Origin of the sequence: Niameybacter massiliensis (assembly GCF_001282685.1) — a bacterium.
GTDB lineage: Bacteria > Bacillota > Clostridia > Lachnospirales > Cellulosilyticaceae > Holtiella > Holtiella tumoricola.
This window is the reverse complement of the sequence record NZ_LN875035.1, coordinates 475,196-494,500: the sequence shown is the minus strand read 5'-3', so window position 1 is coordinate 494,500 and position 19,305 is coordinate 475,196. Positions and strand designations below refer to the sequence as shown.

Genomic DNA, 19,305 nt, shown 5'->3' with positions numbered 1-19,305 from the left:
ATATTAAAATGATAAGTCAACTTATCAAATATTTAAAAATGCACCTAGTGTTAATGCTAGGTGCATTTTTATTTCAATCTAGTAAAAAACTGTTTTGAAAGCGACTTTAATGGTGTGTACAAAAGATTTGACCCAAATAAAACCATAAAGGAGCACATTACAAATGATGAAACCACCAATCCCTAGAATGGGAGGGAAATCAAAATTAAGAAAAACAATTATAAAAAGAATACCTGAACATATTTGTTATGTAGAGCCGTTCTTTGGAGCTGGATGGGTATACTTTGGCAAAGAACCTAGTAAAGTTGAAGTGATTAATGACATTGACAAAGAACTTATCAATATGTTCCGTATGATCAAGTATCACGCACCAGAAATAGAAAGAGTATTAGAGTATGAGTTTTCTGGTAGAGATATGTTTGAAGAGTATAAGCACTGTACAGTTGAATATCTTACAGAGATTCAAAGAGCAGTACGCTTTCTCTATCTCATCTCACAAAGTTTTGCGAGTAAGGGTGAAACCTTTGGTTATGGAACAACCAGTAAGCCAGCGCCACAGATATATTATCAAGGCGTACTAGGTAATATAAAAGAAAGACTTAGAAATACATATGTTGAGAATAAAAGCTTTGAGGATATTATCAAAAGATATGATAGACCTCACAGCTTTTTCTTTTGTGATCCACCTTATTTTGAAACTGCAGGTTATGGGAATGAGTTTGGAGAGCAAGAGCATCTTTTGTTAAGGGATACATTATCTCAGATAAAAGGTAAATTTATGGTTACAATCAACGACCATCCTAAAGTAAGGGAATGGTACAAAGATTTTAACATAGAAGAAGTACAAGTATCCTATTCAATATCCAAAGAGCAAAAGGCTAGAAAAGAATATAGAGAGCTAATCATTACAAATTATTAGAAAGGTTGTGAGAGCATAGGAAGAAGAACTGAACCCATAGATAATGAAAGGCAATTATTTAGGCTATTAGACTACTTAGAAGAAAACGACATAATGATTTACGTTCTTTCATCTATTATGCTTTATACAGCCTTTAGAATAGGTGATGTTTTACAGCTAACAGTGAGAGACGTAAGAGGCGATACGCTTGTAATTGAAGAGGGCAAAACAAAGTATCTGAGTAGGTTGCATAAAAAGGATTTAAAAGAAGGTAAGAAAAGGCCAAGGCAACCCAAGCCTCCAAGAGAGATAGATATACATCCGGATTTAAAAAGAATCTTTAAAGAGTATACATATGGTAAATCAAATAGTGAATACTTATTTCCAAGTCCTAGAGATAGAAATGTACCTTTATCTTATTCACAAGCCAATAGAAGGTTAAAAACAGCAGGTGCTGCAGTAGGAATTTATGATATGGCAACACATGTTCTTAGAAAGACTAGTATTACAATGGTCTATGAAAAAGATAATGACTTAGCCGAAGCACAGAACTACGCTGGGCATGTATCACCTACTGAAACAGCTAAGTATTTAGGACTTAATAAAGTACTTAGAAAACGTTCTATTAAGAAGATGGATAACTTAACTGAAAGGAGAAAGAAAAATCGCATTTAATAGGAAAGAATTTTTCAAATGCATCATTTTCAGTTATGAGATGCAAGTAGTAAATTAGAAAGTATAAAAAGTTAAAGAAATCAAAGGCTAGACAAGGTTTTATAAAATGCAATAGACCTTAGTTATAACGTGCATTTTAAAATATAAAAAAATAGGGCTTAAAGCCTTGATACATAAAGGATATAAAAGTATTTAGGTTAAATCATAGGAAAATCATACCTAAATATTTTTTTGTGCAACATTTTTTAAAACCAATAGCACTGTTTTCTTCAAAGTGCTAAAAAAAGGAGGTAAAAATGAGTAACGAAGAAAAGGTTATGAATAGCCTTCAAACCATTGAGGAATGGGCGTTGCAAGGCATGAGTTATAAAGAAATGGCAGAGATGCTTGAAATGAGTTATGCCAGTTTTAGGGCTATAAAAGGCAAGAATTTAGCACTTTTAGCACTTCTAGAAAAATGTGCTATTAAGAGAAAAGAAGTACTTGATGAGCAAGTTAAGACAGTTGAGGAGTCATTATACAAACGTGCGATTGGATACAACTATACTGAATCAGTTCCGGTGAAGGTAAAAGAAGAGATACTGAGTAAAGAAGGAGTCAAGTTAAATGTTGAGAAGGTAGAAGTAGTTAGAGTAGAAAAGCATAGTCCAGCAGACATAGGAGCAGCGAAGTTCTACTTACTTAACAAGGCTAAGAAGATATGGCAAGACAATCCTCATAAGGTTGAGAATGACAAGGCAATGCTTAAGATAAGGAAAAAAGAAGCAGCAGCAAAGGAGTTTTAACATGGCACAAGAGTTTGCAGAACGTATTTATACGTCAAAAGAATGGAGAGAGTTACGTCATAACTTGATAGTAGAACGTACGCCAAAGTGTGAACGATGTGGCAAGATATGCCTAGATACATCAAGGCTAGTAGGACATCACAAGATAGAATTGACGGAGCAAAATGTTAATGATCTAGACGTAGTATTCAATTCTATGAACATAGAGATTATCTGTAGTGATTGCCACAATAAAGAGCATAGAAGATTTGAAGGTAAGGCAGCAAGAAAGATTTATATTATCTATGGTCCACCTTTAAGTGGGAAACGTACTTTAGTTAATCAGCTTTCTACATATGGTGACTTAATACTTGATTTAGATAGTATCTATCAATGCATTAGTGGCCAGGAGATGTATCACAATCCTAATAATCTAAGATTCAATGTATTTGGTGTAAGAGACAAGATACTAGATATGATTAAGACAAGATACGGCAATTGGTACGATGCTTATATTATAGGAGGCTATCCGAGTAAAGCAGAAAGAGAACGGCTGCAGAAAGAATTAAATGCAGAGCTTATTTATTGTGAAGCAAGCAGACAAGAATGTTATGAAAGATTAGTTGTTAGTGGCAGAGGAGGTCAATGGGCAAAGTACATTGACAAATGGTTTGATGAATACACAGAGTGATACCCCCCTATGGTGTTTCGGAGGATCATATGCCCGGGAACCGGGTGGCTACATGATTTATACACACACTAAAAATTTGACTTTTTCTTAGAAAGTTTGAAAGACGTTTGAAAAAGGAGTGATTCACATGGAAGTCAAACAAGAATACGAAAGAATCAAAGCATTATTTACTGGAATAGATGAAAAGCAACTTGAATTAATAGATGGGACCATTTGGGAAGCTGCTAGATTAAGAGTTGAGTTGGATGATCTATACGAGATTGTTAAAAAGAGTGGCCTGGTAGCTGTTAGCACGAAGAACCCGTCTATGCAAAAAGAACTTCCGGTATCAAAAATGATTATAAAAGTAAGAGCCAACTATCTAAACTACATTGCAAAGCTATCTAACATATTAGGTAAGAACATTGAAGATGATGATAATGACTTATCAGACTATGAGGATTAAAGATGTGGATAGAAGCATATTACAAGGAATGTAAATCAGGAAATTGTATTATAGGCAAGGAGTTAATGAGCCAGTTAGAAATGCTTATGGAGGACTTGAACAATCCATTTGTCCAAAAAGATTACAAGGCTTCAGATAAGCGGATACAATTCATAGAAAAAGAATGCAAGCATTATGAAGCGCCACATGCTGGCAAACCATTCAAGCTGATGCTATGGCAAAAGGCTTTTATAGAAGCTATTTTTGCAATCAAAATATATGATGAAGAGTTGGAGAAGTATGTTAGGAAATATCAAGACATACTTTTTTTAGTTGGAAGAAAGAATGGTAAGACACCGCTTATAGGAGCAATATGCTTGTCTGAATGGTTTTGTGGTGAAGAAGGTAAAAAGGTGCTTTGTGCAAGTAATGACTATGAGCAAGCAGATCTCATGTTCCAGGCAATTAATGCTATGCGTGAGGAAAGTAGGAGTCTTGCAAAGTGTACAAGAAAAAATATAAAAGGGATTTACTTTGGTAATCCAAAGCAAAAGACCAAAAAAGGAAAGTTCAGCTATCAAAATAAAGGCAATATCCGAAAGCTATCAGCTAAAACAGGTGCTAAAGAAGGTAGGAATATAGGGATTGGTGCAGTAGATGAAGTATTTGAAATGTTAGATGATAAGACAGTTATGCCTATTCGCCAGGCACTTTCTACACAGGATGAACCTCTATACTTTGAATTAACAACAGAAGGATTTACTTATGATGGCTACCTTGATAAAAGGCTTATAGATGCTAGAAAAGTATTAAAAGGTGAACTGGATAGACCACGTTGGCTTATTTGGCTTTACACACAAGATAGTGAAGAAGAAGTATGGCAAGATGAAAAGTCATGGGCTAAGAGCAATCCAGGGATAGGCACTATTAAGAAATGGTCCTTTATGCGACAAATGATAGAAGAGGCCAAAACGGACAATAGTACAAGGGCCTTTGTATTAGCCAAAGACTTTAATATCAAGCAAAATGCTTCAAGTGCATGGCTATCTGAAGCTGAATACACCAATACAGAAATGTTTGATCCTGAGAAGTATAGGGGACAGATGTATATAGGGTCCTTAGATTATGCAGAGACAACAGATTTATGTAATGCCAAAGCTTTATTTATAGATCCATTAACCATGAAGGTGGAAACCCTTACGATGTATTTCATTTGTGAAGAAAAAGCAGATGCAATACTAGAAGATAACGACCTCAATCCAGAGAAGAAGAATTATAGAAAGTGGGAATCAAAAGGATTGGTAACCATTTGTCCTGGTAGCGAGGTAGATGCTACATACATTGTCCAATGGTTTTATAGTCTCTATAAAGATTATGGTATGCTTCCATTTAAAGTGGGGTATGACAACTGGCATGCTACTGACTTTAAAAAGCTTATGGCTAGCCATTTTGGAGAAGGTATATTAGAGCGTATTAATATGGATTTCTTACAATTATCAGGGCCTATGCGTATTGTAGAGGCAGACCTTAAAGCGAAACGCCTTGTCTATAACAATCATGAGATTGATAGATGGTGTTTAAAAAATACTTCCTATAAGACAAATAACTTAGGATTAATTATGCCTGTTAAGGTACAAGGACAAAGTAAGAACAGGATTGATGGTAGCCTTGGATTTATCATAGCATACGCAACATTGAGCAAGTTTAAAAGTGACTATTTAGAAATGATAAGGAGGTGATAGTAAGGTGCTAGGCGCTAACTATTTCAACAAGTTATTCAAGCAGTACAAGCAAGATAAAGTATATAAAGAATTAATTTCAATAATGAATGATGGTCAAGCAGTATTTAGTGAGTTTGGGAAAGATGTATATCTATCTGACTTTGTTAATAACTGTATTGACAGAATAGCTACGGAGGTAAGCAAGATTAACGTAGTTTCAGTCATACAACAAACAGAAAGTGTTGTACAACAAAACGATGACATTACAAAGCTGTTTAGATTTCAGCCTAACCCATTGCAGACAACTAAGGACTTCCTGGCATGTTGTGAATGGCTAAGAAGAAAAGATTATAACTGTTTCATCTATCCTCAATATACGCTTGTAAAAGGTGCAAATGGTAAGGAAGTTAAAAAGTATACAGCGTTTTACCCTTTAAATCCTACAAGCATAGAAATAGGTGTTAATACAGAAGGTGAAACATGGGAAATCAAATTCCATTGGAAGGATGGCACGTGGGATATTATACCCTATGCAGATGTTATCCATCTAAAATGGAGAAGAGGTAAGAATACTGTAATTGGTGGTGGTGATGATTTTGGTTCACCGGATACCAGAGATTTACTAAAGTCAGTTAAGGTGTTAGATCAAGTTATCCAAGGACTACCTAAATCCATAGAAGCCAGCTTGAAAGTAAATGGGGTGTACAGTGCTAAGTCGATGGTTGATTCTACTAAACTAGCAACTGAAAGAGATAACTTTGAAAAGCATATTTTCAGTAGTAAAGCTGGTATCGTAGCGACTGATTTATCGGGAGAGTTTACACCAGTAAATATAAAGCCAGCGACAGTAAACGATAATATCCTTAAATTCTTAAAAGCCATCTTACGTGAACGTTATGGAATTAGTGAAAGCATTATTAGCGGTGACTATAACGGAGAGCAGCATAGTGCTTTCTATCAATCTTGTATAGAAGATTTCATCATAGAGTTTGAACAAGCAATGAGTAGTACATTATTTTCGCAAAGAGAACAGGACATAGGACACAGAGTAAAAGGCTATTACAACAAAGTTTCTTATCTAAGCACAGAAAACAAAATTAAAATAGCTGAACTCGCTACTAACACAGGATTGATGTCATTAAATGATGTAGCAGAAATGTTTGGAATGACGCCTTCTGAATCAGGCAATCGAAGAATACAATCTCTAAATTATTCAAATGTAGAGTTAGTAGATAAATATCAACTAGGAAAGGTAGGAGTAGAAAAGGATGAATAAAAAGCTACAGGGCGAACAACGCCTTATAGAGTTCAGAGCAGTTGACAATGACGATGGTAAAATGATTATTGAAGGTTATGCCATTGTTTATGACCAACCAGCAACACATCAATACGGTACCAGAAAATTTACGGAGGTTATTAAGAGAGGTGCGCTTGATTATACAGATATGAAAGATGTACCACTTAGATACAATCACAATGACACCTGGTGTATTATGGCTAGAACTAGAAATAATAGCCTACAGCTTATTAAAGACGATAAAGGTCTTTTGATAAGAGCCGAACTAATAGATACTCAAAGCAACAGAGACATATACAAGTCAATTCAGGAAGGATTGATTGATGGTATGTCTTTTTGCTTTTCAGTAGCAGATAAAGGCGATACGTGGATTTATGGAGATGATGAAACTTATCGTGAAGTAACAAATATTAAAAAATTGTATGACGTAAGCGTTGTGGATACACCGTTTTATGATTCTACAAATGTTTTTGCAAGAAGCTTTGAGTTGTTGGATAACAATTTACAAGCAAAACAGGATAGTTTTGAATTGCAAAAGTGTAAGTTACAAATGCAGTACCAATACAATAAATAAAAAATATTAAAAAAGGATGGTAAAACCATATGACATTAGCAGAAAGATTAGCAAAAGCAACAGAAGTAAGAAAAAGTTTAGTAGCAAAGATTACAAATGCAGAAACAAAAGAAGAACTTGATAAAATTGAATTAGACCTTAGAAAAGCAGATATTGAAATCAAAGAATTAGAAATGGAAGTAGCAGCAGAGCAAAGATCATTAGATGATGGCCAGTCAGAAAGAACACATATTGTTAATGGATTAGTTGCTGAGCCAATTAATGGACCAGAACAAAGAAGTTTTACACCAGGAGCAGGATTCACACCGTTAGCAACAGCAGACTTCACACAACGTTCAGCAGATGCAACAGATGATCTATTCGATACATTAGAATATCGTAATGCATTTAAGGATTATGTAACAAAAGGGACACCTATTCCAGATAAATTTGCACCAACAGCAGAAATGCGTTCGGATCAACTCACAGTAACAGATAACATCGGGGCAGTTATTCCAACAACCATTATGAATCGTGTTATTACTGAAGCTACTAAAGAAGGTAAAATCCTACAAAGAGTAACACAAACATCATTCCAAGGCGGCGTTTCAATCCCTAAATCAGACTTAAAGCCAGTTGCTACATGGGTAAGTGAAACTGTATCTTCAGATGAACAAAAAGCAGATGCAAATGCAACTATTTCGTTTGGATACCACTTATTAGAAGCAAAAATTGCATTATCACTTGTAAGTTCAGTTGTAAGCTTGCCAGTATTCGAATCAACAATCATCAAATGCCTTAAAGCTGCTATGATTAGAGCCATTGAAGCAGCAATTATTTCAGGTGATGGTACAGGCAAACCAAAAGGGATTACTAAAATTACAGCACCAGCAGAACGTACGGTAGAAATGACATTAGATGAAATTGGAACAGTTAAAAAGTGGGCTGAACCTGAAAGTGCTATTCCTGAAGCGTACGAAGATAAAGGTATTTATCTTATGAATAAGAAAACATGGGAAAAATACTTAAATGCAATGACAGATACTACAGGACAAAAAATTGGTCTTGGTAGAATCAATGAACGTGGTGAAAAACGTTTGAATGGTCGCTTAGTTGAAACAGTTGAATATATGAAATCATTTGATGCAGCAGTTGCGGGTGATGTATTTGCCGTATTAGTGGACCTAGAAGAATATTGCTTAAACTCAAACTTAGCAATGTCTTACAAGAAGTATTTTGATGAAAAAGCAAACAAGTATGTACATAAATCACTGATGATCGTTGATGGTAAAATGGCAGATGATAATGGCCTAGTTATTATCAAAAAAAAATAGATAACACTGTAATACCAACAATTCAAGCTACATTCACTAGGAATGCCCCAGAGGATGTAGCTTTTACAGTGGAACAAAAAGAAGGGGCAAAGCTTAAATCTATTAATGTAAATGGAAAAAAGATTAATAAGACAGGAAACTACACAACATCTTCAGAAGGTGTTAAGTTTGAAAGTAATTACTTAGAGTCTTTAGAAAGTGGACAAAATGTGATTGAGTTTATCATGGACGATGGAAGTAAATCTGATGCGACAATAAGTATTGAAGAATAGAGGTATCGCTCATGAAAGAAGTTAAAACTGTAGAAGATCATGAAGCAGAAATAAAAGCATATTTGAAAGAGCACCTAAAAGTAGAGGATGATGAAGATGATCACATCATCACTCTACAAATGAAAGCGGGATTCGCTTATCTGAAAAATGCTGGTGTAAAAGTAGAATCGGTTAAAAGGGATGCTGACAACTACGAATTATATAAATTGGCGGTATTTATGATAGTTGGTAGCTGGTACGAGAATAGAAGTACAGTAATAACTGGCACTATTTCAAAAGAACTAGAACATAGCCTAACAAGTATTATTATTCAACTTAAGAATGTCAGCGCAGAGGTAGTCTAATGCAATTTGGGAAACTAAACAAACGAATTACAATCCAAAGGTCCGGAAAGCAAGAAGATGCCAATGGTATTACTAAGACCGAATGGTATGACTTAAAAACAATATGGTGTTCTATGAATGGATTATCCGGCAAAGAGTATTGGACAGCTAAAAACTACAATGCTGAAAATACAGTAGTATTTATTATACGGTATGGATCATGTAAAGACCTAACAGTCAAAGATAGAATCATATACAAAGGTAAGGCTTTTAATATCGTACACGTTGACAATGTGCTTTATAAAAATGAAATACTAAAGATTAAAGCTACTGAGGTGATTTAATGGAATTAGATGGTTTAGACAAACAATTTGAAAGGCTACTAAAGGAATTTCCAGAAGCCAGAAAAAAGCTTATTGTTAGAAATGGAGATAAACTCTATAGAAAAGTAATCGCAAATATTGAAGCAGCAGTAGATGAAAAAAGTGGCGATCTTAAAAAAGGCGTTGTAAAGGTACAGGGTTCTGGTGGTGGTTATGTAGCTGTTAGATGTAACCACTTAAGAGCGCCCCATATGCATCTTATAGAAAATGGACATAAGGTTGTACGAAATGGGAAAGTAGTAGGCTGGGTAAGTGGAAAGCATATGTATAGAAATGCAATCAATGAACTGGCCGATGAACTAGAAAGAAGTGGTGAAGAAATGATAAATAATTTGGTGGGTGAGATATTTGGTTAATGTACTAAATGTTATTTATGCAATCATCAAGAAGATTAGGGAACAAGTACCACAGTCTGAACATTATTTTAATCTACCTGAAGATTATAGTCCGCCATGCTTTTTGTATAGAATGGTATTCAATAGTGACACCAGGCAAACAAAGTATACAAAAGATGTAAAACTAGATTTGCAGATCATTTATTTTGGGGATAAAGACCTATATGGAATAAGTGACTATGAAGAAAAGTTGAAAGTAATGGAGCAGCTTAGAAGATGTCTAAGTTGCTTTTTTGTTCAAGTTGGAGATAGGTATCTAAACTTTGAATATTCATTTGGTGAAGCAGATGGCCAGTTGACTATCAATATGGCATTCAAGTTTAAAGATGGCTTAGTAGACACTAAATATGATGAAGAACAGGCTAGAGAAATGATGCAGAAAATTTATATAAACAAGGAGGAAATCGTATAATGGGTTTACCAAATATACTGATTGAATTTAAATCAAAGGCAAGTACAGCTATTAAACGTGGTGATCGCGGAATTGTAGCAATTATTATTATAGATACTGAAGTAGGCGTAACGAAGCTAGAAGATGCTACACAGGTTCCAAAAGGACTTACAGAAGAGAACAAGGCTTATATTGAAAGAACATTCTTAGGAGGCATTAAGCCTGTAAAAGGAGTAGTTTTGATTGTAACAGATACTATTGAGAATGGGTTAAATACATTAGAGCCTCTTAAGTTTGATTATGTAGTAGGCCCACATGATATTACAGCTGAGAATGCTACAAAGATTGCTAATTTTATTAAAGGTTTACGAGATAACAAAGGCATTAAAGTAAAAGCTATTTTGCCAAATACTAAGGCAGATCACGAAGGTATCATCAACTTTACAACAGATAATATTGAAGTAGGCAAAGCAACATTTACAGCGGCACAGTATTGTTCACGTATTGCAGGACTATTAGCTGGTACACCATTGCAGCAAAGTGCTACCTATTATCATCTATCAGAGGTTGACGATGTGCCAAAGTTTATAAAGTCAGATCTAGACAAGAAAATTGATGCAGGAGAATTTATTATTTTCCATGATGGCGAAAAGGTAAAAGTAGGTAGAGCTGTAAACAGTTTAACAACTGTAGGAGCAACTAAGAGTGAGGATTATAAATCTATTAAGATTGTAGATATTATGGATCTAATCTATTCAGATATTCGCAGAACATGCGAAGATAGCTATATTGGGAAGTTTGCCAATAACTATGACAACAAATGTAACTTGATTGTATCTATTCAAGCCTACTTAGAGGCGCTTAGAAATGATGAGTTGTTGGATGAAAATATTACTACAGGTATTGATATGGAGGCACAAATCAATTATCTAAAAGGTAAAGGGCAACTAGTAGATGATATGTCAGAAAAAGAAATCAAAGAGGCTAATACACAGACGTTTGTGTTCTTGGCATCTAACTTTAAAATTCTTAATGCAATAGAAGACATTAAAATTAATTTCAATATTTAAGGTGGTGAGTATATATGCGCAAAGGGTATGATGCAAGAAAAGCTATTAATGGTACATTTGGAGAAGTTTGGTTAGAAGGTGAGTTAGTACGTGAAGCTACTGGATTAAAAGCAGAAATCTCATTAGATTTTTTAGATGTTCCGATGTGTGGAACATTAAGTAAGCATAAAAAAGTAAGTGGTTCCAATGGAAATGGATCAATCACAATGACAAAAACCAATTCACGTATGGCCATTAAGCTTTCAGATATGATTAAAAAGGGCAAAACACCAGTGTTTACTATTATTAGTAAATTAGACGATCCAGATGCAGAAGGCGCTGAAAGGGTAGTATTAAAAGATTGTCAGTTTAGTACACTTACACTTGCAGACTGGACAGCTAATCAAATTGGAACGATTACACAAAACTTTACTTTTACAGATTGGGATTATTTAGATATCATTCAACCAGAATAAGGCTAGGAATTCCTAGCCTTCTAAATATAAGGAGGCAGATATGAGTATTATTGATTTATTATTGGAAACAGATGCAAAAAAGTTTGAAGAGAATAACAAGAAAGATTATGAAATTAAAAGATTGTCTAAGATACTTGGTGAAAAGTTTGTAATTACTTGCCATGCACTTACAGATGAACAGGTTGATCATGTGAGTGAAATTAGTAACAACCATACAGAAACAAAATACAATACTGTGATTGAATCATGCAGGATTGAAGGTAAAAGGTTTAACAACAAAGAATTGATGGATAAGTTTGGAGCATCTACACCTAAAGACTTACTTAAAAAAATCTTAAAACCGGGCGAAGTATATTCACTTTTCTTGGAAATCAATACATTGAGTGGTTATGGAAGAGATGTAGTAAAAGAAGTAAAAAACTTCTAGAGGAAGGCAATACAATAGCTAACCTTATGTACTATGCATGGGTGAAGCATGGGTGGGAGCCTTCCAAAGTATACAATATGCCAGCTGGTGAACTTAAGATTTTAAGAGCAATGTACATAATAGAAGTTGAAAGTAGACAAAGGCCTTGGTAAATCTATAAAAAGGAGGGGGAAGGTGAGCAAAGACGTATCCATAGCATTTAAAGCTAGTGATAATTTGACACATTCAGTTCAATCTATGCGAAAGTCTGTAGGTGGATTATCTAGGGATGTATCAGAGTATAGGAAAATACAATCACAAGCATTTGATAAAAGAACTGAAGTTAAATTTGATATGACTAAAGCAAAGCAAGAGCTTAAGGAACTTGAAAAAGCAGTAAAAGAGAATGTTTCAGGTTCTGAACAAGCTTTTAAAGAGAAGCAACGTGCTCTTGAAGATTTGCAAGAAGAATATAGAAGATTATCACAAGCAGCCAAAGAAGCAAGCAAAGCAGAAAAGCAACTAATGGATGATATGAACAAGTCCAAGAATTTTAATAAAACAATGGAGGGGCAACAATCTTCTTGGTTGAAGAGTATAGCGAGTGCTGGTCTAGCAGGTATGATAGGGAATGCTTTTACTGGAAGAATTAGTCAAGAAATAACCTCTATGTTCGGTGTGAACACAGGTAGCATGATTAATGGCGTTGTTGGGGGTGCTGCAACAGGGGCTGCACTAGGATCAGTAGCAGGACCAGCTGGTATTGCAATAGGAGCAGCAGTAGGTGGACTTGCTGGAGGTATAACATCTGGAACAGAGAAGCGACAAAGACAAGATGAAAACTTTACTGGAGAAGTACAACGCATTTATCAAAAATTTAATGAAGAGCAAGAAGAAAGTCTAGTAAATGGACGAGGTCTAGCAGCAAAACGTGAAACCGATATGATTTCATATGGGACATTACTTGGCGGAGCTGAGCATGCAGATAAGTTTTTAAAGGACATTCAACAGTTTAGCGCAAAGACGCCTTTTGAAATGAATGATTTATTAGATACATCGAAAGTATTGCTAAGTTATAAGTATAAGCAAGAAGAAATCATACCTTTCATGACAAAGATAGGAGATGCATCGAGTGCCTTAGATATAGATAAAGAGGGGCAAAATGTTGTAGCAACAGCATTGGGCCGAATGAAATCTAGCGGAAAAACAAGTTTGGAATATATTAATCAGCTTTCGGAAAGAGCAATCCCTGCTATAGATTATTTAGCAGAAGCACTTGGCAAATCTAATAAAGAGATTTATGAAATGATTAGCAAAGGCACTATAGATGGTGCTAAAGCTTCTCAAATCATTGTAGATGCAATGGGTAAAGAGTTTGAAGGCAATATGGCTAAACAGTCAGAAACTTACTCAGGTCTAGTATCTACATTAAGTGATTCATGGGCACAGCTAGATAGTGCAATGGGCAAAGGCTATACAGAAAAGCGTAAAGAGGGTATTGAACAAGAACTAGGCATATTAAATGGTCCCATGCGGGAAGAAATGGAAAAAGCTTATAGTTTAATAGGTGAATTCCAAGCAGATTTAGAGAATCAACATCAAAAAAGTATTGTAGATGCTATTAATAATGCTATGAAAACAAGTGAATTCTCAGAAGCAGAAGCAGCTGGTGATGGTGCCAAAATGGGTGAAATTATCTTTAGTGCAAAGACAGAAGCCGAAGTGAATTATCAAAAGGGCGAGGGTATGCAGAAGTTAAGAGAGTCACAAATGAATGTTATTCAAAATATCCAAGAGGATGTAGCACTTAATAATGAATATCTTATATTTGGAGAAAAGATGGCTGAGAAATTTTCAGAGGGTTATGCAAGTGTTATTGAAAAATTAACAGCCTCTGGACTTTATTCCCCGCAGGTTTCTGAACTTACGAAAGAGCATGGAACATTTGTACAAAAATTTAAAGATAAATTTACAGGCAATGGGACAAATACTTTTGGAGGTATAGACACTAAGTCGGTTGCTGGATATGCCACAGGATTAGATAGAGTGCCAAGAAATGATATGCTTGTGCGTGTGCATGAAGGTGAACGAATAAAAACAAAAGTGCAAGCAGATCAAGAAGATAATGCAAAAGTTTCAGGTGGCGTTAATATAAATATAGCTTCAATGACTGTAAGAGAAGAAGCAGATATCGAGAAGGTGGCTAACCTTTTATATATGAATCTAGCAAAGCATTCAATGAATACATCAATGGGATAGGAGGAGCGTATGGACTTTTATTTATCATATAACAACAATGAAGAACAATTAAGATTGCCTGTTATACCTGGTGAATTTGAATTATCACAAAGACATAATAATACCGTTATCAATATAAATTCACTAGGAGAAATAAACTTGATAGGTAAAAAAGGCCTTGCATCCATTTCACTATCAAGCTTTTTCCCCGCACAGGAATATTATTTTTGTAAGTATACAGGATTTCCTAAACCTTATGAATGTGTAAAGATGATTCAAAAGTGGAGGGATTCAGGTAAACCTATCCGGTTAATTATTACAGGAACATCGGTTAATTATGCCATGACTATTGAGAACTTTACATTTTCAGAACAAGATGGGACTAGAGATGTTTACTTTGTGCTAGAACTTAGGGAATATGTCTTTACAAAGCAAGTTAAACCTACAGAAATTACAACCTCTAATGGTGCTAAAATTACTGTTCCAGCAACTAAAAGAGAAACTAAACCTATACCTTCTACACAAAAAGCTCAAAAAGGGGATAACATGTATACGGTAGCGAAAAAAGCTACTGGTAGCATGAGTAATGCCAATGCTATAGCAAAAACGAATAAAGTAGACCAGCATAAGGGCATGGACCTAGTTAAAGGAACGGTGGTGTTGATCTAATGCCTAAAGTATATTTACATCAAGAGGATTTATACAGTGATATTACACATTACATAGGTAAAATAACTTGGACAGGAAGCAAGAATCAAGTCGCTAGAAGATTAGATATAGATTTAATTAATAGTGTATTAGATAAGAACATACCAGATCTTTATATTAAGAATGGCAGTATATTAAAACTCTTTAATGATGATGGGAAACTATTATTTAAAGGGTTTGTTTTTTTAAATACTAGAGCTGGTCAAGCAAGTACAGTTAATGTGACTGCGTATGATCATTTAATCTATGCAATTAAAAACAGAGGCGTATATAACTTCAAAAAGAAAACTGCAGAAGAAATTACGAGAACCATATGTAATGACTTCTTAATACCTATAGGAAATATTGTTAAGACTGGAATTAAGCAAGATATAAAAGCAAATAACAAATATCTTTATGATATTTTTATGAGTGCCTATACAGGAGCAAGTAAGCAGAATAATAAAAAGTATATGGCCAAAATGAGAGATGGCAAACTAGACGTTATAGAAATTGGTGCTGTTATGAGTACATTCATGCTATCGGACGAAAGTAATATCATTGACAGTGGCTATACTGAAAGTATTGAGAACATGGTGAATAGGGTACGCATTTATGATGGCAAAGGTAACGATATTGGAATGGTTGAAAATGCTGAGTGGATTAAAAAGTATGGATTACTGCAAAATATTTATACGAAAGAAAAAGATAAGCAAGCCAAAACTGTTGCACAATCAATGCTCGTAGATGTTCAAAAAACTGTTAATGTCACAGCACTAGGCTATGTTGATTGTGTTACAGGGAATGGTATTCAACTTAAAGATAGTGCAAGTGGGCTAACAGGCGTATTCTATATTGATAGCGATACACACACATGGTCCAATGGACAACATATTATGAAGCTGAATTTAAACTTTAAAAATATTATGGATGAAAAATAGGAGGTGGGTATATGAATGATGATCCATACTCAGGGATAATCTCAATGATGCAGACAGAAGGTGCGAAATCAAATCCACCTTCTATTTGTTTGGGCGAAGTTATCTCAGAGTCCCCTTTAAAAATAAAAGTTGATGAATTGATATTAGATCCTGATGATTTTCTTATAGATGACTTCCTAGTTGAAGGTTACAAAAGAAGCCTTAAAGTATCTTCAAAAGGTACTCTTGTAAATAGTGGTGAGTCCAGTATGAGTGGTACTTTGTCATCCAGTACGCAAAATACATCCGGTGGATCTGGCGATGATTCTTTTGCTAGTCATGATCATGCTATCAATAATGAAGCAACTTTATCTGGTGCATGTGAATCAAGTGGACAATATACATTAGATGGAGAATCAGAAGTAGAGTATAAAGGTTATTTGAAAAAAGGTGACTCACTAGCACTAATGCCTATGGATGGTGAGCAGCTTTATATCGTGTTATGCAAGGTGGTGAGCTTGGTATGAGTTTATTCCCTTTCATAAATCAACAGGAACCGCAAGAGGCAATTTTAGATGAAAAGAGAATACCTATTGAATACGGCATTGACTTTGAAACAGGCAAGTTAACAGGCAGAACAGTAAAAGGTAAAGAAGCAATTAAAGTGTGGATTTATAAAGCGCTCATGACAGAAAGATATAAATATCTTATTTATACTTGGGATCATGGCGTAGAGCTAGAGGAATTAATTAGCAAGAATTTTGATAGAGAGTTTATCGAAAGTGAAGTAGAACGATATATCAAAGAAGCCTTGTTAGTTAATGAGTACATCAAAGAAATTAATAATTTTCATGTAACATTTGAAAAGACATTACTAACATGTGATTTTACAGTTGTTACAGAGTTTGGGGAGGTGCATATACATGATAAACGTACCAACGTATGAAGAATTGCTTAATAGATGTTTGAGTAAAGTACCTGATGAAATTTACAAAGGTGAAGGCACATTGATTTATGATGCAATAGCACCTGCCTGTTTTGAGCTAGTTCAAGTGTATATGGAACTTAAAAATGTTCTTGAGTTAACCTATGCAGATACTAGTACAGGTGATTTCCTTACAAAAAGGTGTAGTGAACGTGGTGTGTACAGGGAACAGGCAACAAATGCTATTAGAAAAGGGAAATTCAATATAGAAATTCCTATAGGTAGCAGATTTGCTTTTGAAGATACTACGTATCAAGTAATTAAACAAATAGTAGGCTTTGAATATGAATTAAAATGTGAGCAGCTTGGAAAAGTTGGAAACATCTATTCAGGATCGTTGATTCCACTAGACAATATAGATGGATTAACAAGTGCGATGCTATTAGACATAATCATACCAGGAGAAGATATAGAAGATGATGAAGCATTACGTAAGAGATATTTTAGCAGCATAGAGAATGAAGCGTTTGGTGGAAATATTGCTGATTACAAGCAAAGAACAAATCAGGTTAAAGGCATAGGTGGCACAAAGGTTTACCCTACTTGGAATGGTGGTGGAACTGTTAAGTTAGTAGTTATTAACTCAGAATACAAGAAGCCTAACAATGAATTAATTAACCAGGTGCAAACACTGATAGATCCTACACAAAATCAAGGCAAAGGGGTAGGGATAGCACCTATAGGGCATGTTGTAACTGTTCAGGCAGTAGATGAAATGGTTGTAAATGTTGAAAGTAATATTACTCTTCTAGATATCCATACTTGGGAAGATGTAAAGCCGTATATAGATAAGGCTATAGATGAATATCTAACTCAGTTATCTAGTACATGGGAGAATGCAGAAAACATAGTAGTAAGAATCGCGCATATAGAAACACGTATCCTTCAGGTTACTGGTGTATTAGATGTTCAGTTTACTAAGATAAACAGTTCATTAAATAACCTAATCTTACAACCTAACAGTATACCAAAGTTGGGGACGGTGACAAAAGTATGATAAAAGACTATTGGATTGAAGCTATACAAAATATAAAAGAATTTGAATCAATAGGTGTCGTTGAAGATGGAGAAATAAAAAAGGTAAATGATGAACTGAGTAATATTATTAATGACCAGTTTATACAAACAGCTACAGAAGAAGGGATTGCACGTAGGGAAAAGATACTTAACCTTATACCATTTGCAGATGATACGCTAGAAAGTAGACGATTTAGAGTGCTTAGTAAGTGGGGAGACGGATTACCTTATACATATAGAAGTATGATAGAACGTCTAACACAACTTTGTGGTGAGGATGGGTTTAGTGTACAACTTAACTCTAATGAGTATACGATGTTTGTTAGAGTAGAGCTCACAGTAAAAAGGATGGAAGATGAAGCTAGGAATCTATTAAGGAAAATGGCTCCGGCCAATTTACTCATTACTGTAGAACTTAGATACAATCAGCATAAGAAGTTAAAACGATATACACATAGGCAGCTTAAAGAAATGAGACATAGGGAAATGAGAGAGGAGGTGCTTAAATGAGTATAGAACGTACACAGTATTATGATTTTGAGACACCACTAGAAGATGATTTCTATGATATAGAAGTGCATAATAGAAATATGAAAAAAGCAGATGATACACTTCATAATCAAGCTAACCAAATCAAGAATTTATCTAGTCCATATGTTATACCAGAAGGTTCGGATATTCCTGTTCAGGATAGAGTAAAGGGGAAGATGTATTTTAAAGTTACAAGTAGGCAGAGTGGTGGAAGTAGTAATGGCATTATAAAAGTAAGCCCTAATATGGGGATTGAAATAAAAGAATAAGGAGTGAACTTTAAATGGCAGAAGTATTAAAAAAAGTAAGGGTACAATTGATAGATGAAAGTACTGGCGAAGTTATTGAAGGAGTAGATGTATTAACGTCAGCAGATTGTGTAACTTTTTCAGATGGAGAAACTTTTCAGCAAAAGTTAAATGCAGGTAAATTAACGGGTCCTAAGGGGACAACGGGAGCAATAGGTCCACAAGGCCCTACAGGTGCAGCAGGCCCACAAGGTCCAAGAGGAGAAACAGGAGCACAAGGTCCAGCTGGAGTTACAGGATCTAAAATGCATAATGTTACTGGTACACCAGCTACATCATTAGGTGTAGTAGGAGATTGGGCACTGAATACATCTAATGGAGATGTATTTGAAAAAACAGCATCTACAACTTGGACTAAAAGAGGAAACTTTAGAGGAACAACTGGAGCACAGGGCGCACAAGGACCAAAAGGAGATCCGGGGGCAACAGGCGCACAAGGACCAAAAGGAGACCCAGGGGCAACAGGTGCTAAAGGCGAAAAAGGAGATCCAGGAGATTCAATAAAAGTAGGAACGAGTACAACAAATGCAGTATCTAGAAAAATATTCTTTAAGGTAATGGGATAGG

At 35.1% G+C, this 19,305-nt stretch carries 27 protein-coding genes; all 27 read left to right on the top strand.

Annotated elements, in window-relative coordinates:
* Positions 1–163 precede the first annotated feature (163 nt).
* The 27 genes from BN2390_RS07965 to BN2390_RS07840 all read left to right on the top strand — a co-directional run bounded on the left by BN2390_RS07965 (position 164) and on the right by BN2390_RS07840 (position 19,304).
* Positions 164–919 carry a DNA adenine methylase gene (locus BN2390_RS07965; protein ID WP_053983821.1) on the top strand — a complete coding sequence of 252 codons (756 nt, stop codon included), beginning with the start codon at positions 164–166 and terminating at the stop codon, positions 917–919.
* 15 nt (positions 920–934) lie between these two features.
* The gene (locus BN2390_RS07960; protein WP_082238683.1) at positions 935–1,573 is read left to right on the top strand and encodes a tyrosine-type recombinase/integrase; all 639 of its coding nucleotides are present in this window, start codon (positions 935–937) and stop codon (positions 1,571–1,573) included.
* A gap of 296 nt (positions 1,574–1,869) precedes the next feature.
* Positions 1,870–2,358, top strand: coding sequence for a hypothetical protein (locus BN2390_RS07955; protein WP_053983819.1), 489 nt, complete (start codon positions 1,870–1,872; stop codon positions 2,356–2,358).
* 1 nt (position 2,359) lies between these two features.
* Positions 2,360–3,028, top strand: a complete 669-nt coding sequence (locus tag BN2390_RS07950) for an HNH endonuclease signature motif containing protein (protein ID WP_053983818.1) — start codon at positions 2,360–2,362, stop codon at positions 3,026–3,028.
* 127 nt (positions 3,029–3,155) lie between these two features.
* Entirely contained in the window at positions 3,156–3,473 is a 318-nt protein-coding gene (locus tag BN2390_RS07945; protein WP_053983817.1) for a hypothetical protein, read from the top strand.
* A 2-nt stretch (positions 3,474–3,475) separates the two neighbouring features.
* The gene (locus BN2390_RS07940) at positions 3,476–5,191 is read left to right on the top strand and encodes a terminase large subunit (RefSeq protein WP_053983816.1); all 1,716 of its coding nucleotides are present in this window, start codon (positions 3,476–3,478) and stop codon (positions 5,189–5,191) included.
* Between the two features lie 7 nt (positions 5,192–5,198).
* Entirely contained in the window at positions 5,199–6,449 is a 1,251-nt protein-coding gene (locus BN2390_RS07935) for a phage portal protein (RefSeq protein WP_053983815.1), read from the top strand.
* Complete coding sequence (locus BN2390_RS07930) at positions 6,442–7,044, top strand: HK97 family phage prohead protease (protein ID WP_053983814.1); 603 nt, start codon at positions 6,442–6,444, stop codon at positions 7,042–7,044. Before BN2390_RS07935 ends, BN2390_RS07930 begins: the two co-directional genes overlap by 8 nt.
* A 29-nt stretch (positions 7,045–7,073) precedes the next feature.
* The gene (locus tag BN2390_RS07925; protein ID WP_053983813.1) at positions 7,074–8,357 is read left to right on the top strand and encodes a phage major capsid protein; all 1,284 of its coding nucleotides are present in this window, start codon (positions 7,074–7,076) and stop codon (positions 8,355–8,357) included.
* Complete coding sequence (locus BN2390_RS07920; protein ID WP_082238681.1) at positions 8,354–8,629, top strand: X2-like carbohydrate binding domain-containing protein; 276 nt, start codon at positions 8,354–8,356, stop codon at positions 8,627–8,629. The genes BN2390_RS07925 and BN2390_RS07920 overlap by 4 nt, the downstream gene beginning before the upstream one ends.
* Before the next feature lie 11 nt (positions 8,630–8,640).
* A complete protein-coding gene (locus BN2390_RS07915; RefSeq protein ID WP_053983811.1) occupies positions 8,641–8,973 on the top strand; it encodes a head-tail connector protein in 333 nt (110 codons plus the stop codon).
* Positions 8,973–9,296 (top strand): phage head closure protein, encoded by a 324-nt coding sequence (locus BN2390_RS07910; protein ID WP_053983810.1) that lies wholly within the window; start codon positions 8,973–8,975, stop codon positions 9,294–9,296. Before BN2390_RS07915 ends, BN2390_RS07910 begins: the two co-directional genes overlap by 1 nt.
* Positions 9,296–9,691: a hypothetical protein gene (locus BN2390_RS07905; protein ID WP_053983809.1), complete on the top strand. Its 396-nt coding sequence runs from the start codon at positions 9,296–9,298 to the stop codon at positions 9,689–9,691. The genes BN2390_RS07910 and BN2390_RS07905 overlap by 1 nt, the downstream gene beginning before the upstream one ends.
* Positions 9,675–10,142 carry a phage tail terminator family protein gene (locus tag BN2390_RS07900; RefSeq protein ID WP_198524882.1) on the top strand — a complete coding sequence of 156 codons (468 nt, stop codon included), beginning with the start codon at positions 9,675–9,677 and terminating at the stop codon, positions 10,140–10,142. Before BN2390_RS07905 ends, BN2390_RS07900 begins: the two co-directional genes overlap by 17 nt.
* Complete coding sequence (locus tag BN2390_RS07895) at positions 10,142–11,191, top strand: phage tail sheath subtilisin-like domain-containing protein (RefSeq protein WP_053983807.1); 1,050 nt, start codon at positions 10,142–10,144, stop codon at positions 11,189–11,191. Before BN2390_RS07900 ends, BN2390_RS07895 begins: the two co-directional genes overlap by 1 nt.
* Before the next feature lie 14 nt (positions 11,192–11,205).
* On the top strand, positions 11,206–11,646 hold the full coding sequence (locus BN2390_RS07890; protein ID WP_053983806.1) for a phage tail tube protein: 441 nt from the start codon (positions 11,206–11,208) through the stop codon (positions 11,644–11,646).
* 40 nt (positions 11,647–11,686) lie between these two features.
* Complete coding sequence (locus BN2390_RS07885) at positions 11,687–12,073, top strand: phage tail assembly chaperone (protein ID WP_053983805.1); 387 nt, start codon at positions 11,687–11,689, stop codon at positions 12,071–12,073.
* A gap of 26 nt (positions 12,074–12,099) precedes the next feature.
* On the top strand, positions 12,100–12,225 hold the full coding sequence (locus tag BN2390_RS22235) for a hypothetical protein (RefSeq protein WP_278308262.1): 126 nt from the start codon (positions 12,100–12,102) through the stop codon (positions 12,223–12,225).
* A gap of 22 nt (positions 12,226–12,247) precedes the next feature.
* Positions 12,248–14,311, top strand: a complete 2,064-nt coding sequence (locus tag BN2390_RS07880) for a tape measure protein (protein WP_053983804.1) — start codon at positions 12,248–12,250, stop codon at positions 14,309–14,311.
* 9 nt (positions 14,312–14,320) lie between these two features.
* Positions 14,321–14,959: a phage baseplate protein gene (locus BN2390_RS07875; RefSeq protein ID WP_053983803.1), complete on the top strand. Its 639-nt coding sequence runs from the start codon at positions 14,321–14,323 to the stop codon at positions 14,957–14,959.
* On the top strand, positions 14,959–15,918 hold the full coding sequence (locus BN2390_RS07870; protein WP_053983802.1) for an XkdQ/YqbQ family protein: 960 nt from the start codon (positions 14,959–14,961) through the stop codon (positions 15,916–15,918). The genes BN2390_RS07875 and BN2390_RS07870 overlap by 1 nt, the downstream gene beginning before the upstream one ends.
* A gap of 11 nt (positions 15,919–15,929) precedes the next feature.
* A complete protein-coding gene (locus BN2390_RS07865; protein WP_053983801.1) occupies positions 15,930–16,424 on the top strand; it encodes a DUF2577 domain-containing protein in 495 nt (164 codons plus the stop codon).
* The gene (locus BN2390_RS07860; protein WP_053983800.1) at positions 16,421–16,843 is read left to right on the top strand and encodes a DUF2634 domain-containing protein; all 423 of its coding nucleotides are present in this window, start codon (positions 16,421–16,423) and stop codon (positions 16,841–16,843) included. Before BN2390_RS07865 ends, BN2390_RS07860 begins: the two co-directional genes overlap by 4 nt.
* Entirely contained in the window at positions 16,821–17,879 is a 1,059-nt protein-coding gene (locus BN2390_RS07855) for a baseplate J/gp47 family protein (RefSeq protein ID WP_053983799.1), read from the top strand. The genes BN2390_RS07860 and BN2390_RS07855 overlap by 23 nt, the downstream gene beginning before the upstream one ends.
* Complete coding sequence (locus BN2390_RS07850) at positions 17,876–18,409, top strand: putative phage tail protein (protein ID WP_053983798.1); 534 nt, start codon at positions 17,876–17,878, stop codon at positions 18,407–18,409. The genes BN2390_RS07855 and BN2390_RS07850 overlap by 4 nt, the downstream gene beginning before the upstream one ends.
* On the top strand, positions 18,406–18,699 hold the full coding sequence (locus BN2390_RS07845; protein WP_053983797.1) for a hypothetical protein: 294 nt from the start codon (positions 18,406–18,408) through the stop codon (positions 18,697–18,699). Before BN2390_RS07850 ends, BN2390_RS07845 begins: the two co-directional genes overlap by 4 nt.
* A 14-nt stretch (positions 18,700–18,713) precedes the next feature.
* Entirely contained in the window at positions 18,714–19,304 is a 591-nt protein-coding gene (locus BN2390_RS07840) for a collagen-like domain-containing protein (protein WP_053983796.1), read from the top strand.
* Position 19,305: the final 1 nt, after the last annotated feature.

Coding starts and splice junctions, on each gene's coding strand:
- BN2390_RS07965 (WP_053983821.1), top strand. CDS start 164: ATGATGAAACCACCAATCCCTAGAATGGGAGGGAAATCAAAATTAAGA.
- BN2390_RS07955 (WP_053983819.1), top strand. CDS start 1,870: ATGAGTAACGAAGAAAAGGTTATGAATAGCCTTCAAACCATTGAGGAA.
- BN2390_RS07950 (WP_053983818.1), top strand. CDS start 2,360: ATGGCACAAGAGTTTGCAGAACGTATTTATACGTCAAAAGAATGGAGA.
- BN2390_RS07945 (WP_053983817.1), top strand. CDS start 3,156: ATGGAAGTCAAACAAGAATACGAAAGAATCAAAGCATTATTTACTGGA.
- BN2390_RS07940 (WP_053983816.1), top strand. CDS start 3,476: ATGTGGATAGAAGCATATTACAAGGAATGTAAATCAGGAAATTGTATT.
- BN2390_RS07930 (WP_053983814.1), top strand. CDS start 6,442: ATGAATAAAAAGCTACAGGGCGAACAACGCCTTATAGAGTTCAGAGCA.
- BN2390_RS07925 (WP_053983813.1), top strand. CDS start 7,074: ATGACATTAGCAGAAAGATTAGCAAAAGCAACAGAAGTAAGAAAAAGT.
- BN2390_RS07915 (WP_053983811.1), top strand. CDS start 8,641: ATGAAAGAAGTTAAAACTGTAGAAGATCATGAAGCAGAAATAAAAGCA.
- BN2390_RS07910 (WP_053983810.1), top strand. CDS start 8,973: ATGCAATTTGGGAAACTAAACAAACGAATTACAATCCAAAGGTCCGGA.
- BN2390_RS07905 (WP_053983809.1), top strand. CDS start 9,296: ATGGAATTAGATGGTTTAGACAAACAATTTGAAAGGCTACTAAAGGAA.
- BN2390_RS07895 (WP_053983807.1), top strand. CDS start 10,142: ATGGGTTTACCAAATATACTGATTGAATTTAAATCAAAGGCAAGTACA.
- BN2390_RS07890 (WP_053983806.1), top strand. CDS start 11,206: ATGCGCAAAGGGTATGATGCAAGAAAAGCTATTAATGGTACATTTGGA.
- BN2390_RS07885 (WP_053983805.1), top strand. CDS start 11,687: ATGAGTATTATTGATTTATTATTGGAAACAGATGCAAAAAAGTTTGAA.
- BN2390_RS22235 (WP_278308262.1), top strand. CDS start 12,100: ATGTACTATGCATGGGTGAAGCATGGGTGGGAGCCTTCCAAAGTATAC.
- BN2390_RS07875 (WP_053983803.1), top strand. CDS start 14,321: ATGGACTTTTATTTATCATATAACAACAATGAAGAACAATTAAGATTG.
- BN2390_RS07870 (WP_053983802.1), top strand. CDS start 14,959: ATGCCTAAAGTATATTTACATCAAGAGGATTTATACAGTGATATTACA.
- BN2390_RS07865 (WP_053983801.1), top strand. CDS start 15,930: ATGAATGATGATCCATACTCAGGGATAATCTCAATGATGCAGACAGAA.
- BN2390_RS07860 (WP_053983800.1), top strand. CDS start 16,421: ATGAGTTTATTCCCTTTCATAAATCAACAGGAACCGCAAGAGGCAATT.
- BN2390_RS07855 (WP_053983799.1), top strand. CDS start 16,821: ATGATAAACGTACCAACGTATGAAGAATTGCTTAATAGATGTTTGAGT.
- BN2390_RS07850 (WP_053983798.1), top strand. CDS start 17,876: ATGATAAAAGACTATTGGATTGAAGCTATACAAAATATAAAAGAATTT.
- BN2390_RS07845 (WP_053983797.1), top strand. CDS start 18,406: ATGAGTATAGAACGTACACAGTATTATGATTTTGAGACACCACTAGAA.
- BN2390_RS07840 (WP_053983796.1), top strand. CDS start 18,714: ATGGCAGAAGTATTAAAAAAAGTAAGGGTACAATTGATAGATGAAAGT.